A 14,684-nucleotide genomic window follows, 5' to 3' on the forward strand; every position below is an offset into this window, starting at 1 on the left:
ATATTGTGTTTATAGTAGCGCATGAGTCTTAGAGTCAGTCTGGTGCATTGAGGCAGGTTGAGGCATCGCCTTGGTGCGGATAATTACAAACGAATCATGACGGATGGTTTGGCCATTGCGACAGGCCTACAGCCTGATTTTGGCGGCGATATCGCGATGAAGAAGCTACGAGGACTTAGGGTAGCGCTGTTTGCAAACCATTGTCATGCCAACCCATGTCGGAGCATCTGCTGCAACGCCTGCTGATCTTGGCAGGCGGCCAATGCTTATGGCATTCGCCAGCGGGTGCGGCACTTGAAGATTAGGTGACTATGGCCTGCGGCGCGGGGTGAAGAAACGGACGCGGCGTTCAGTTTGAATTCAGCCCGGCAGGCTAATCTCTCCGCACATTGCGCCTGCTTAGCACGCTTATCCACCCTGATCAGTGTTCCAGGAGAGATTGACCATGACCCGCCTGCTTCCATCATTGACCGTACCCTTGCCCCATATTATCCACGGTTTGAGCTTGCTCGTATTGCTTGCGCCCGTTGCGGTGGTTTCAGCCGCCGAAGTGCGCGATTCCCGACCCGTGCTCGAGGTAAGGGACTCGCAGCGGGTGCATCTGTCCGCTGTCCGTCTGAGCCAGGACAATGACCAGCTGACGCTGCGCGGGCGCGCCTCCCGGCCCATCGCCCGGCGCGGCTTCATTCCCGGTGCCGTTCAGGTGAGTCTGCACGATCCCTCGGGCCAGACCCTGGCAACGCGCACAATCCGGCCCATGCGGCCCAATCGCCAGGCGCGTTTCAGTGACTTTTTCGTCCAGCTTCCCAAGCCAGATCCGATGCCCACCGGCACCCAGGTGAGGGTCGTGGCAGTGCCTGTCCCTTCTCATTGAATGCGATGATCGGGTGATAAAACCAATCACCGCGGTCCGCCGGTTCCCGATCTGGGCTCTGATCTAAGTCCTGACTGGAATTTGACCACTCGCGTCTTTCACTGGCTGTTGGCGCTGGGCTAGTGCTCGGGCGTTGACCTCGACTGTAATGTGAATCAATTCCGCGTGGATTGAAAGTGCCTGGCGCCCCCGCTCTGGCGTGACGGCGTCCGCCGTCACCAAGGACATCCATTATTGCCCGTCACAATACGGCAGCGAAGCAGGCTGGGATGGGGGCTGCTTGCGCTGGTGGCGTGCAAGCATCGGCTCGAGTCCTTGCCTTGGCCAAAACCGAGGCTCGCCGATTTCCTTCAGACAGGATGCATTCCAATAGAGCCCCAACCGAGACAAGGATTGGCCGGCCGCGACCGCTCGCGCGACGGCCTCGATGTCGGCGGCCTCGGGATAGATGTACAAGCTGGTCGGCTGCTGTTGCGTGATACTGACGATTTCCCGCGCGCCCCGTGGTGACCAGCTGGTGCAGCCGCTGCTGCGGCCCGAGGAGTAGTCCACCAGCTCTCCGAGCGGAACATAACCGCTTGCATTGGCATGGGGGCTGCTCGGGTCGCGCAACAGGCAGGCGCCCTTGATCAAGACCGCCGCATGTCCCCCGATCGCGCGCTGCTCGGCGTTCGCGGTTTCGCCTTCGCCCGCGAAAGGAATGAAGGGACGCACCAGCGCCGCCTTCCGCCCCGAGGAAGCCTGGTAATACCCTTTAAAGGAGGTTCTTGTCTCATCGGTCACATAGACCCCTCCGGCGGTCAGCCTGGAGCCCAAGGCATTGCTAAAATGCTTCGCGCAGCGTCTGCCGTTTCTGAAGTCCGCCATGCCGTCCAGGGTGCGACCGCCGCCGTGACCCGAGGAGATGGCACGAAATGACCGCTCGGACTCGCAGATGATGTAAAAGCGCCGCCCCTGTCCGCCATCCTCCGATCCGTGTGGACGGGTCGCGTCCATGGCGAAGTAGCAGGGATTGCGCACGGCTCTGGCGGCGACCTTGCGCTGATAGAGCGCGCGCGCCCGGTGCAAGACCAAGGGTGCGATTTGATCCTCGCCCTCGCCGACATGGGCCCGCAGCCAGCCAGGAAGATCCCTGGACTGCTCCGCGGTGAAGGATTGTGCCGACGCTGGAAAGGCGAGGGTGCCAATCAAGAGGCTGACAAGGGTCATCAGGCCAAATCTACTGTGCATCGATCAATCCTCTTGCCACCAAGCGTTGCAATCAGTCCTGGGGTTGGTCCGCGTTTGACGCAGCTGCTTGGCGCTTGCGCTGGCGGTTTCGACGTTTCGATCACTGCCAAGCATGACGCTTCACCTATTGTCCAGGTTGAAATTGGCTGCCTTGCTTCCCAGCAATTCCAAATTTCGTTGTTTCATCTGGTGTAGAAGCGGCTTCCAGCGGCTTCATGACGCACCAAGATGGCGCGTCTACTAAGAACCGGGACAACAACCGGGAGCTGGAAAACGAAATTTGGAATTGCTGCTTGCTTCCAGAGCGCATGATGAGCATGTGGTAACCTAGTTACAATCCATGGAGAAGCTGCCATGACCGCTACAAGGATCTCCAGCCGAGAGCTTAATCAAGATCTTGGCCGCGCGAAACGAGCAGTCAAGGCAGGCTCGGTCGATCTGCTGCGGGAAAGGCGATATCTGTGCCATTCGCTGATGGGTTCAAGCTGGCGCCCGCGACGTCTCCCGGCTGGATCAGGGGCGAAAGTCGCTAGCAATTAGGTGGTTGTATTCCACGGCGTCTGCTCGAATCGAGGTGAACCCCACCGGAAACCTTAAGGGGCGGACCCTGGGATGTGGCGTTGCAGAGGCTGGATGAAGGCCTATAATTTAGGCTGCTTCCCCAAGTTCCTCGGCTTGTGATTGCACCGAAATCACGCCACCACGCGCTCCAACGCGGTAATTCAGGTGATGCCGACAGCCCAGGATCACAACGAGGAGACCATGCGCCAACTGGTGCTGGCGCTGCTTGATGGCGATCAAGCGCGGGCGAGCGATGCCGCGTTGGTGCTGCATAAGGCGGGCGTCGATAACGGGCGCATCATCGCCGATGGTATTGAGGCGGCCATGGCGCATCTCGATGCCAAATGTACCTTGCAGCAGTTCAATCTGCTGGAGATCATGCTCGCCGGGCGCTCGGTGACAGCAGTGATGAAGGTGCTCTTTCCGTCCGAAGCGCCGGTCGCGGCGACGCCCCGCGGCACTGTTGTGCTCGCCACCCTGGAAGGCGACGTGCATGATCTGGGCAAAAACATCCTGCGCATGATTCTCACTGTCGAGGGCTATCGCGTCGTCGATTGCGGCAAGGATTGTCGGCTTGATCGGGTCATCGACACCATCCGCGAGGAAAACGCCTTCGCGGTCGGCATCAGCGGTCTGATCTCGCCGGTGGTGCCGCAGGTGCGTCGGTTGCGCGAGATCCTCAACAACCTAGATCTACCAGGGGTTCCCGTGCTGGCGGGTGGCGCGGCGCTGAAACAGATGTCCACCGCCAGCCTGAATGTTGATTACGTCGCCCAGACCGCTTTCGATGGCCTGCATTATTTGCAAGAAATGGCCGACCTGAATCCTGGACAGCGGTAATGAAGAGCCTGGAACGCATTGTCGCTACTGTAGCCTTTCGCGCGACAGATCGCACGCCGGTGATACCTCAGGTGTTTGGCCACGCTGCTGTGCTTTCTGGTGTCCCTTTGGAGGACTATGTGTGTGACGGCGCGCTTCTAGCGCGCTGCCAATTGGAAGCCCTGGCGCATTACCGCTATGACGCGGTTTTCGCCCTCATGGACGTCAATGTGGAAGCCGAAGCGCTGGGTTTGCGGCTGAATTTCGCGGCCGACCGCTATCCAACGGTCCAGGCCCATGCCCTGGCGGCTGAATTGCTCGCCACGGAGCCATTGCGGCTGCCCGATCCCGAGAGCGCCGGGCGCATGCCGGAACTCTTGCGGGCGGCGCATCTGCTGCGCGAGGCGCTTGGTGACGAGGTGGCGGTCGTGGGCTGCGTGCTAGGTCCTATGTCACTGTGCGCTCAGTTACTGGGTTTGGAAGCCGCGCTTTATCTGGCGATCGATGAACCGGAGCAGTTCATGCAACTGCTGGACTTTGCGACCGAGGTGCTCATCCGCTTCGGTGTCGCGCAAATCAATGCCGGTGTGCATCTGCCACTGGTGTTCGATCCCGCCGCCTCGCCGGAAATCATTCCCGTGCCCTTTTATCGCGAGTTCCTGGTGCCGCGCCTTGTGCGTCTCTTTAGCGCGTTGAAAGCCGCCGGTGCCCGCTTCAACTGGCTGCACACCACAGGTGCAATCGGAGCCATTCTGCCGTTTTATCCGCTGGCTGGGGTGGAGCTGGCTAATCTCGATTATGCCGTCGAACCCGAGCTTGCCATGCAGGGGCTTTCTTGGATTGCCATGAATGGCAATCTCAAGCCTTTGGATTTTGTCTACGGTGCTCCGGATGATATTGCCAAGGCGTCAGCGCGGCTACTGGATCTGTTTGCCCCGCGCGGTGGCTTCATCCTGTCGTCTGGCTGCGAGATTCCGCCCGAGGCGCGGCCCGAGAACATCATGGCGCTGGTCGCAGCGGCGATGTGTGAGTCTTGATTCTGTGTCTTCTCTGATCGTCCGTACCACCGGCCAGACGCATCGCCTTGATTGTGAGCCGGGTCAGTCCTTGTTGGCAGGCTTGCTGGCCGCCGAGATCCCGCTGCGCGTGGGCTGCAATGGCAGCGGTGGTTGTGGGCTGTGCCTGGTGCGGGTCATCGCGGGGAGGGCCGATGCGCCGACGCCGGTCGAGGCGCTGCATCTCGAGGAGCCACAGTTGGCCGCCGGGGTGCGCCTAGCCTGCCAGATTGTCCCGCGCGGCGATCTTGAGTTGGAGATTTTGGCGCTTGCCGCGCGTCCCACCTTGCAGTATGAGCCGCCTGACCAGGCCGGTTTGCCGACCCGCACCCTGGCCACTAGCTGGTCCGCGTCCGCCGCTGGAAAGCTCGGCCTTGCGGTGGATCTTGGCACCAGCACCTTGTCGCTGGCGCTGTTCGACCTGGGCACTGGCGAGTGGCGCGGCGGCTGTCGCGGCGCGAATCCGCAGGGGCTCTTTGGTCAGGATATCCTCACCCGGCTGACGATGGCCGTTGATTCGCCGGCGCGAGCGTGCCAGATGCGCCAGTCGGTGATCGCGGCAATTGGCACCGGCCTCCACGGTCTCGGGCGGCGCGCGGCGGCACGGCGCGAGAACATCGCGGCTGTGACCCTGGTTGCTAATCCGGCTATGTTGGCCCTGGTGACCGGCGACCGGATCGCGCGCCTGTTGGATCCGGTCAGCTGGTGGCAGCCTGTCGACTGGTCGCTTGATGAGCCAAGGGACTGGGCACAGGCCTGGGGCATCGACCCCGCCAGCCGGATTAACCTGGTGCCGCCCCTGTCGGGACTCATTGGCTCAGATTTGCTGGCCGGGCTGATCGCAACCAACCTGACCGTGGATAGCGGCCCTGGTTTGCTGATTGACTTCGGTACCAATTCCGAGATCGCTCTGTGGGATGGCATGAGCCTATGGGTCAGCTCGGCGGCTGGCGGGCCGGCCTTCGAGGCCAATGGGTTGCGCTGCGGTTTGCCGGCGGAACCGGGCGCCATCGACCGCCTTGTGTTCCGTGACGGTCTACCGGAATGGCGGGTGATCGGCGGTGGCCCACCGCGGGGTTTTTGCGGCACCGGTCTGGTTGACTTGATTGCCGGTTTGCGCCAGGCGGACTGGCTCAGTGAGCGCGGCCATTTAACGCCCGAATGGTCGGCCAGCGGTTTCGCCCTCGCTGCCGCGGGCGATGTACCGCGCTTGAGCGGTGCCGATGTGGATCGGTTTCAAACCGCCAAAGCCGCCATTGGTTGCGGTATCGCGCTGCTGCTGGACCGGACCGGGCTGGCCGTCGCAGATCTTCAGCGGATCGCTGTTGGCGGCACCTTTGGCCAGGGGCTTGATATCGCCAATGCCTCGGCCATTGGGTTGCTGCCGGCGGTGGCGCCCGAGCGGATCGCCCTGTGCGGCAACACGGCGCTTGCCGGCGCGGCAGCCCTGCTGCTGAGCCCCGAGCGGCTTGAACACCTGAGCGCGCTGCGGGCTGCTGCCCAGGTGATGAATTTGGCGCTTGAGCCCGAGTTCGAAGCCACTTTCCTGGATCATCTTTATCTGCGTCCGCTGGGCCCGGGAGCCAGGGGAGATGATCCGACATGATGGCGGCGCAATCCATGGTGGGCGCGCCTGTGATCGCGCTGGCCCAATATCTGACCGGTCTCACAGTTCAGCAGGATATCTGGGGCGAGGTGACCGGCGCCATGATCAGCCTCTTTGACGCTGAACTGTGTGCAATCGGCGAGCGTGACAAGAGCGGGGCGATCCAACTCCAGGCTTGGGCCTATGCTGATCCGGCCTTGGCGGCGTATTGGTCCACCGAGGCCGAGGCCGAGGCTGAGCGAGTTCGGGATCAGGATCGAGATCTGCGCGAATGCATCGCTGAAACCCTCGATACTGGCTTCCTTGGCTGGTGGCAAAGTCAACCCGAGCCGGAGCCAATGACGCTCATTTGCTTGCCGATCACGCGCGAGTCCCGGGTTACCAACGTGCTGGTCGTTGGGCACCGCCGTGCCGAGTCGCCGTCCAATGAGCGGCTGAACCTTTACCTCGCGGTGGCAGGGCTGGTCGGAACCGCCGCGACTCGGCTGGCTGCGGAGCGGGAGTTGCACGAACACCGCCACCATCTGGCCGCGCTGGTCGAGGCGCGCACCGCCGAGTTGCACGCGGCCAATGCGCAATTGCAACGGGAAATCCGCGAGCGTCAACGCACCCAGGACATCATGGCGGCACGTCTGCGACTGATTGCCCTGGCTGACTCGCACAGCCTGGCCGAGTTGCTGCGTGCCACCCTCGATGAGGTGGAAGCGCTGACCGATAGTCACATCGGTTTCTACCATTTCATTGGACTCGACCAGCGCACCGTGTCGCTCCAAGCCTGGTCGACCAATACCCTCCGCGACATGTGCAAGATCCAGGGCGAGGGGCAGCATTATCCCATTGATCAGGCTGGGGTTTGGGTCGATAGCGTGCGCCAGCGCCGTGCCATCATTCATAACGACTATCTCGGGCTACCACATCGCAAGGGACTGCCACCCGGACATGCGCCTGTTATCCGAATGCTCACAGTGCCTGTGATCCGTGTCGAGCGTGTCGTCGCCATCCTGGGTGTTGGCAACAAGCCCGACGACTATCGCGAAGAGGATGTCAGCACTGTTGCCGGACTCGCCGATCTGGCCTGGGAGACAGTCGAGAGCAAACGCTTGCAGGATCTGCTGCGCCACCAGGCCACGACCGACGAACTCACCGGCCTGGCCAACCGCCGCGCCTTCATGGACCAGGCCGGCCGGGAACTCAAACGCGCGCAGCGCCATGGGAAGCTTTTCTCCCTTGCGTTGATCGATCTCGACCGCTTCAAACAGATCAACGACACCCACGGCCATGCGGTCGGGGACCAGGCGCTCGTCGCCTTGACGCGAGTCTGCCTCGACAGCATCCGTGAGATTGATCTATTGGCGCGTTTAGGTGGCGACGAGTTCGCTCTGCTCCTGCCAGAAACCGACCAAGCCCTGGCTTACCAGGTTGTCGAGCGCATGCGCCTGGCGCTGACGGCTCGGCCGGTGCGTTGCGGCGATCTGGACGTCAAACTCAGCATCAGCGCTGGTGTTGCCTGCCACGCGCACCCAGAGCAGTCCCTCGATGCCCTGCTGATCGCCACGGATCAGGCGCTCTACCGCGCCAAGGAAGCCGGGCGCAATCGGGTGGTTGTCTCGGCGCGGGCGGGAGAATACATCGTCAAAGCCGAGTCTGTAACTATTGCGTGATATTGACGATCTCCCGCGCGCACGAGGTGGCCAGCAGGTGCAGCCGCTGCTGCGCTCGGAAGAGGAATTCACCTTGCTCACTGGAACAACTCAAACTCCTGCAATTGGCTTTCCGCGAGTGCGTGGTTCCCGTCGATGACCCGCGAGCGTTTCAAATCCTCAATAGCCGCGAATATGGCGCCAGTCATGCTTGCGACAGTGCCATGTATTGGGTTGACTAGGCGAAGGCGGGTGGCGTTTGAAATCATTCCATTCCGAGGTGTTGGCTTTTCTTGCAGCTTGGTTCAGCGCGCGTGAGAATTGCCATTGTTGGGTCAACCGGGATGGAGAGAGATCATGATGAGTGACAAGGCTGGAACGCAGCGCAAAGCGTCCGCTGCGGAGGTTGGAGAGGAAGCAGCCTCCTCGAAGGAGGAGAGGGATGCGCGCTTGGATGTCACCAAATGGCTGGAGGAGCTTAGCTTGCGCTGGGCTAACCGGCTGGATGGGATCGCGGATCGGGTCCGCGCCGAGGCGGCGGATGCCGAGACCAGGGTCTTGGACTCGCGCCAACTTGGGAGTCTGATTGCCTCGCAGTTTGACGTCCAGCTGATCGAGGATTTGGGCCGGGACTACCTGGAGTGGCGCGGGATGGATGGCGTAGTCATTGAGGGGCAGTGCTTGTCCATGCTGGAGATCGCGATCAAGCAGACGGTGTCGCTGCGCACCGCACGCGCATCGCCCGTCTCGGTGCCGAGCACGCGGCCTTATCGTTGGGCGGCGGCCTCTATCGCCGGGGGCGTGCTTGGCATCTGGCTCTCGGGCGGTGGCAGCGGGGTAGGGACCGGGCTGTTGGCCCTGGTTGGGGCGACAGGCGCGGTTGCCGCAGTGGACTATTTCGCGCGTCAGCCGGAGGTGCGGGCCTTCTCGCGGTGGCAAGGGGATGGTGGCGTCGCGCAGGCCGATTCGGGACGGAGCGCGGTAGCGCGTTCGTCTTTCCTGGGGCGACCACTGGTTTGGTTGCGCACGCGTACGCGCCAAGGGACTCTGCGTTTAGTGGCTCGAATTGTTGACTTCGTGCTTGAGCCCGAGCATGCGCCCGATGCATTCTCGGATAGTCAGGTGCGCGAAGATGTGGCGCGGGTTCTTCGGTTTGCGGCCATCATTGTCTTTTCGTGCCTAGAGGCCAGTGGTGACCCTGGATCAGATAGGGAGCGATAGTGTTACTGTTACTGGACAATGAAGGCGATTTGTTCCTGTTTCTGTTTCTGGTCTTGATCGGTTTTGTGGTCCCTGGGTTGATCAAGATCGTCGGTCAGCCTGCCGGCACCCTGGCCGCGCGGGCGATTCAGTCATCGGGAGACGATGTTCATTCGCATCTTGAGCATTAGCCGGCGCACTGACATTCCCGCCTTTTATGGCCAGTGGTTCATCAAGCGGGTGCGGGCAGGATGGTTCGCGGTGCCTAATCCCTTCAACGCCAAACAGGTCTCGCGGATCGAGCTTCGAGATGGTCAGTTGATCGCGGATTTGGCCCGGATGGCGGGCGAACTGTGCTTCGAGATCCAAGGCTGTGCCGAAACCATTGATCTGCGGCTCTGGGGTGTGCGGCCCGGCAAATGCATTGACAATGACCTGATGCGACGCGTCTTCGGCCTGGCGGCTCCGGCACGCAAGGACAGGAGCCAGCGCAGGGTTTGCGGCTGTATCGAAAGCCGCGACATCGACATGTATGACAGTTGCACCTTTGGTTGCGCTTATTGCTATGCGACACGCAGCTTTGCCACCGCCCGGCGCCATCGGCAGGCGCATGATCCCGCGTCGGAATCGCTGCTGGGTCGGTATCGGGCGCCACCGGCGACCTCGACCGGGAAGGCGGGAGCCGCGCGTGTGCCAGTGCAAGGCGACTTGTTCGGTTGATTTGGGACTGGGCCGCGAAGATGCAGAGCCCAGATGACGGCCCGGATAGCGATCAGGATGACGATTAGGATGAGGGCGCGGCGGCCCAGTCCTCGGCTTGGGCCAGTTCCTCGTCGGTTTCCCGCATCAAGAGGGTGACGGCGTCCTTGAAGCGGGTGTCGGTGATTCTCGCCCGGTGCAGTCGGGCCATGTAGAGCGTGGCCTGACTGAAGTCGCAATCGAGCAGTTCGGCGTGGGAGAAATTGGCGTGGTGCAGGGACGCGGCGGTAAAGCGCGTGGTGCGGCAGATGGCTTGCTCAAACTGACCATTGACCAGGTTGGCCTCGCACAGGTCGGCGCGCTCCAGGGTCGCCTGGTTGAAAATGGCCTGTGGCAGCTTGGCCTTGACAAAGTGCGTGCCGCGGCAGGTGGCGCCGAGGAACATCACATATTGGCCCTGGCAGCCCTCGAAGTTCGCCGCGCTCAGATCGGCGCCGGAGAAGTTGCTCATGTTCAGCTCGGCCTGGCGAAAATCGGCCTGGCGCAGATCGCAGCCGTCGAACTGGACTTGATTGAGCGTCATGCCGGCGAAGGAAAACCCTGTCAGCAGGCAGTCGCGCAGCAGGACTTTTTCCAGGCGCGCGCCCTCCAGGCATAGGCCATCGAGCACGGCGTTTAGGAAGACCACCCGGTCGAGCACGGCCTGGCCGAGGTTGGCCTGGGTCAGGATCGCGCGGGAGAGAACCATTTTTTCCAGATGGGCGCCGCGCAGGTCGGCGCCGGTGAAATCGCTCTCCTGGCCCATGGACCAGCCGATGCGCGCGCCGGTGCAGTCGGTTCCGGCCAGCCGGGCTTGCTGCATCAGGCACATGTGAATGGTCGCGCCGCGCAGGGACGCGCCTTCCAGGTTTAGGCCCTGGATGTTCATCTGCACCCAGGAGGTGTTCGACAGATCGGCGCCGCGCAGATCGCTGTCCTTGAATCCGGTGCGCGAGATGTCCGCCCCAGCGAGCTTGGCACCGCGCAGGTCGGTGCCAAAAAAACGCGCGCCGCGCAGGTCGGCGCCGGATAGATCGATGCCGGACAGATCCATGTCCAGGGTGCGGTTATCGGCGATGGCCTTTAGGACTTGGTCGCGGGTCAAGGCGCTCATGGGAGCAAGTCCTCGCGCCCCTTCTCCAGCAGCGAGCGTTTGAGCAGGGCGCCGTCCAGCCGAGTCTCGCCGAGCACCGCCTTGTAAAAGTCCACACCGAAGAGGTTGGCCAGGGTCAGATCGGTCTGCACCAGGCGGCTGCGTTTGAGTGAACCGGACATCAGGTTCGCGCCGCGCAGGTCGGCGAGTTCCAGGTTCGAGCCCTGGAAGCGCGTCTTGCGGGCGGATGCCCGCTTGAGCTTGGTCTCGGTCAGGCGGCAGTTCTCGAGGATGGCCTCATCGAGCCGGGCGCCGGTGAAACAGGCGCCGGCGAAATCCGTGTCGCGCAAGGAGGCCTGGCGCAGGCTGGCGCCGGTGAGGTCGGCGCCGCGCAAGTCGGTGGCCTTGGAGGTGCGCAGATGATCCAGGTTGGCTCCGGTGAAGGCGACCCGCTCGCCACGACAGGCTTGGAGCAGGGTGCGGGTCAGGGTCGCTTCGACAAAGGATGCGCGGTCGAGTACGCAGCGATTGATCAGGCAGCGCGTGGCCGAGAGCCGGCGCAGGCTGGCGTCGGTCAGGTCCGCGTCCGCCAGGATGCACATGCGCAGATTGGCGCCATCCAGGCAGCTCTTGATCAGCTTGGCTTGCTCGATAATGGCCATCTCGGCGTCCACGCCGGTCAGGTTCGCGCCGTTTAGGTCGGGCTCGCGCAGGGCGGCTTGGCGCAAGCGGGCATCGCGCAGGTCGGCGCCGGCGAAGGAGGCCTGGCGCAGCATGGCCCGGTCCAAATTGGCCCCGCGCAGGGAGGCGCCGGCGAAGTCCGTTTCCCCGGCCATGCACTGAACCAACTGGGCCTGGTCGAGGATGGTCTTGGTGAACTTGGTCTTATTCAGTTGGGTCATGGTCAGGTCCGCGCCGGATAAATCCAGGCCCGACAGGTCCACGCCGGAGAGAATGGCGCCGGCGAGGCTTTCGCCCTGGGCGTGGCGCGCGATGACCTCCTCGCGGGTCAGGGGCCGAATCTTGTCCGGATCGAGCCCGTGCACCGCCAGCCTCGCCTTGGCCTCCTCCGGCGGTTCCATGGCCTTGAGCTTGGCCAGGCCCTGCTCCAGTTCCTGGCGCTTGGCGGCCAGTTGCTCCTTGCCGGCGGCGAATTGGGCGTCTGCCTCGCGGGTTCGGCTGGTGATGTCGGTGATGGCCTTGTCAAAATGGGCGGCGCGTTCCGGTGTGAGTTGTCCGGCCTGGCGCAAGGATTCCTTTTGCCCCTTGAGGGCGCTCGCGAAGGGGGCGCCGGAGGCCTGAAAGGAACCGCCTGGCTTGGCGGACAGGGCCTTGTCCACCGCGGACGGATCCTGGCCGGCGCGGCGCAGCATGTCTTTGCTTTGCTTGACCATCTCGGCTTGGCGCGCCTGCATCCCGTCCTTGAGTGGCTGCATGCGGGCTTCAATGGTCGCGCGGACTTCCTGAATGACCCCGGGGATGATGGTCTTGAGGTCCGGCATGGCGAGCGAACCCCGCAGCGGCGAGCCGGAGGGCGCTTGGCCCGGCGCGGGCAGGACGATCTCCCGGCGGTGGGCCTCGGCCAGGGCCGGGGGCAGCAGGTCGAGCAGCCAGCCGCGCACATCCTCCTTGCGGCCATGGGCCTCGAACACCGTGCTTCCCTGGGGCAGGATGGCCGGGACCATTCTTGGCAGGGCGGCTGTCCAGGCGGCGAGCAGGCGGCTGTCCCCTTGCGCCGTCGCGGGCAGCACCACCAGGACGCTGTCGGCTGTTTTCAGCGCCTGGGCGGCCTCGGCGCCGGGTTGCTCGGTCGGTGAGGCGAGGGCGAGAATGGAGCAGCAATCACCGATTTCCTGCTCCAGGAAGATGGCCGCGAAGGGGTCCGGCGCCACCACCAGGGGCGCGGAGGCGGCGGCGGGCAGGCCGGGCAGGTCGATCAAGGTCGCCGCGGGCAGGAAGAGCGGCGTGACATCCGAGCCGGGCACGACGACATCCTGGTCCGGGTGCTCGGGCAGGCGGCCGTCCGCCGCGATGGGACGCAGACACAGGCCGGTGAGTGTCTTGCCGTCGAAGCGCGGCAGCCAGAGGCCGGCGGGCAGCGTTCGCGCCGGCGTCTCGGCCAGACCCCAGTCGCGGGCGTGAAAGGCCAGGGGGTCCCGCCAGGTTCCGAACCAGTGCCGTTTCCATGTCAGGTTTTCATAACCCAGTTGTTTCAGCGCCGCCCGAACGGCGTCGTCCAGATCGAGCTGTTGGCGGGCCGCGACCAGGAGCGGGAAACCCGCGTCGTGCCAGAGCCCCAGGGATGTGGGTTTCAGGAGATCATCCGGGATCTGCCCGAGCTTCTTGCGCTGGTCGTCATTGAGCGATTTCGGCAGGTTCGCGCGCATTTGAGCGATGGTGTTGTCGCGCGTCTGCTCCAGCTTGGCCTTGGTCTGGTCGGCCTTGGTCAGGGCCGCCTTGACCTTCTGTTCCATGGCGCCGAGCTTGGCGCGAAACTGGTCGAAAACGCTCAGATCCACCTCGGTGGCGTGGCCGAAGCGGGCTTGCAACTCGCGCGCCTTGGCTTCCAGGCTGTTGATGGTGCCGTGCCCGTCGGCCAGCAGTTTCGCCGACAGTTGGGCGAAGTGAGCGGTGGAGGGCAGGGGCATGGAGGGGCGGTTGCCCAGGGCTTTTTGCCGCGCATCGTCGATTTCCTTGGGGATGGAGCCCAGGCGGCGCAGCAGGGGCGTGAGTTGTTCCTTGGCCTGCTCGAAGGGCGCCATGTCGATATCGGCGCCACGGTGCAGGCGGCGGACCAGATCGTCGCGGTAGTGCTCGATGCTCTTGGGCGGGTCGTCCTGGTGCTCCAGAGCGAGCAGTAGTCGGCGGGCGTCGCCCATGGACTCATCTTGGATGCGAGTCATGCCGCGGAAAAGGAGCAGTCCGCGCAGCAAGGAGGGAAACAGCCAAACCGTGTCTATCTGGGTGGTGATTTCGCGGAATTCTTCCGTCTCTCGCAGCGGCTCCGATGGCAGGGGCGCGGGCGGCCATTGGTGCGGTTTCCAGGCTTTGTCCAGCGTGGTGAAGGCGCGCAGCCGCAGTCGGGGCAGTTGGCTTTGGATGCGCTGGTGCTCGGGGTGCATCCCGGTGATTTCCAAAGGCTCCCCGCCGTGAAAAAAGCCCTTGGCCAGGAACTGGTCGTCCTGGGCCTGGTTGAAGTATTCGTAGTTCATGTTGTCGGGGAACCAGGGCCAGCGAGTCTTGAGCCAGACATCGTCATAGGTGCCCGCCTTGGCTTTGCGCTGCGGCCAGGTCTGATCCAGGGGACCGAGGCAGACGGGTTCGGGCTGGTCCGAGGGCGCGCCGATCAATCGCCCCAGGTGTTCGATATTTGGCAATGGGCGCCGGGCCACGCCATCCGCGCCGGTCACCTCCACAGCGCCCTTGCCCAGCGGGTTACGCGCGAAGCCCTCGCCGCCAAAGGCGTGCTCCCAGGTCAGCGGCAGGGAGACGAAGGCTTGAGGATCGGTGATCCCGCCAGCTTTCCAAAATCGGTCGCCGAAGACCGCCACCTCCTTGGTGATCTCTCCCACGCGAAACCCCGCCTTGTGCGCCACGCGCGCCACGCCACCGGGGTGAAAGCAAGCCCCGGAAACCAGCACCTCGCCACGTGGTTTGGGCACGATCTGATCGATGATCGCCGGCTGCCCCAGTTGGCCGGGCACCTGGCTCCAGAGATTCTGCTCGGTGTCCAGGCTGTCCGGATCGAGCAGATCGAAATAAACCAGTCCGGCCAGGCACAACCAGGTGTCGCCGTCGATACCGATGGGCCTGAACAGCGGCGAGACGGTTTTGTCCTTGAAGACTTTCATGGTCGCGGACTGAATGC

The 14,684-nt window shown here is 63.4% G+C and carries 11 protein-coding genes; 8 read left to right on the forward strand and 3 right to left on the reverse strand.

What is annotated here, in order from left to right:
* Positions 1-445 precede the first annotated feature (445 nt).
* A complete protein-coding gene (locus tag Thiowin_RS06515; RefSeq protein ID WP_328986931.1) occupies positions 446-874 on the forward strand; it encodes a hypothetical protein in 429 nt (142 codons plus the stop codon).
* A gap of 231 nt (positions 875-1,105) precedes the next feature.
* Here the strand turns inward: Thiowin_RS06515 and Thiowin_RS06520 are convergent, their stop codons facing one another.
* Complete coding sequence (locus Thiowin_RS06520; RefSeq protein ID WP_328986932.1) at positions 1,106-2,104, reverse strand: hypothetical protein; 999 nt, start codon at positions 2,102-2,104, stop codon at positions 1,106-1,108.
* A 729-nt stretch (positions 2,105-2,833) separates the two neighbouring features.
* Here Thiowin_RS06520 and Thiowin_RS06525 point away from each other — a divergent pair.
* From Thiowin_RS06525 to Thiowin_RS06555, 7 genes are all read left to right on the forward strand, one after another.
* The gene (locus tag Thiowin_RS06525; protein ID WP_328986933.1) at positions 2,834-3,505 is read left to right on the forward strand and encodes a cobalamin B12-binding domain-containing protein; all 672 of its coding nucleotides are present in this window, start codon (positions 2,834-2,836) and stop codon (positions 3,503-3,505) included.
* A complete protein-coding gene (locus Thiowin_RS06530; RefSeq protein WP_328986934.1) occupies positions 3,505-4,521 on the forward strand; it encodes a uroporphyrinogen decarboxylase family protein in 1,017 nt (338 codons plus the stop codon). The genes Thiowin_RS06525 and Thiowin_RS06530 overlap by 1 nt, the downstream gene beginning before the upstream one ends.
* Before the next feature lie 4 nt (positions 4,522-4,525).
* The gene (locus tag Thiowin_RS06535) at positions 4,526-6,145 is read left to right on the forward strand and encodes an ASKHA domain-containing protein (RefSeq protein ID WP_328986935.1); all 1,620 of its coding nucleotides are present in this window, start codon (positions 4,526-4,528) and stop codon (positions 6,143-6,145) included.
* Positions 6,142-7,806 (forward strand): sensor domain-containing diguanylate cyclase, encoded by a 1,665-nt coding sequence (locus Thiowin_RS06540; RefSeq protein WP_328986937.1) that lies wholly within the window; start codon positions 6,142-6,144, stop codon positions 7,804-7,806. Before Thiowin_RS06535 ends, Thiowin_RS06540 begins: the two co-directional genes overlap by 4 nt.
* Positions 7,807-8,142: 336 nt before the next feature.
* A complete protein-coding gene (locus tag Thiowin_RS06545) occupies positions 8,143-9,006 on the forward strand; it encodes a hypothetical protein (RefSeq protein ID WP_328986938.1) in 864 nt (287 codons plus the stop codon).
* A complete protein-coding gene (locus Thiowin_RS06550; protein WP_328986939.1) occupies positions 9,006-9,176 on the forward strand; it encodes a hypothetical protein in 171 nt (56 codons plus the stop codon). Before Thiowin_RS06545 ends, Thiowin_RS06550 begins: the two co-directional genes overlap by 1 nt.
* A complete protein-coding gene (locus tag Thiowin_RS06555) occupies positions 9,151-9,705 on the forward strand; it encodes a DUF1848 family protein (RefSeq protein WP_328986940.1) in 555 nt (184 codons plus the stop codon). Before Thiowin_RS06550 ends, Thiowin_RS06555 begins: the two co-directional genes overlap by 26 nt.
* Before the next feature lie 64 nt (positions 9,706-9,769).
* On the opposite strand, the gene Thiowin_RS06560 is transcribed toward Thiowin_RS06555, so the two are convergent.
* Both Thiowin_RS06560 and Thiowin_RS06565 read right to left on the reverse strand, forming a co-directional pair.
* Positions 9,770-10,837, reverse strand: a complete 1,068-nt coding sequence (locus Thiowin_RS06560) for a pentapeptide repeat-containing protein (RefSeq protein ID WP_328986941.1) — start codon at positions 10,835-10,837, stop codon at positions 9,770-9,772.
* The gene (locus Thiowin_RS06565; RefSeq protein ID WP_328986942.1) at positions 10,834-14,667 is read right to left on the reverse strand and encodes a DUF2169 family type VI secretion system accessory protein; all 3,834 of its coding nucleotides are present in this window, start codon (positions 14,665-14,667) and stop codon (positions 10,834-10,836) included. Before Thiowin_RS06565 ends, Thiowin_RS06560 begins: the two co-directional genes overlap by 4 nt.
* Positions 14,668-14,684: the final 17 nt, after the last annotated feature.

It is taken from the genome of Thiorhodovibrio winogradskyi (genome assembly GCF_036208045.1).
GTDB classification, from domain to species: domain Bacteria; phylum Pseudomonadota; class Gammaproteobacteria; order Chromatiales; family Chromatiaceae; genus Thiorhodovibrio; species Thiorhodovibrio winogradskyi.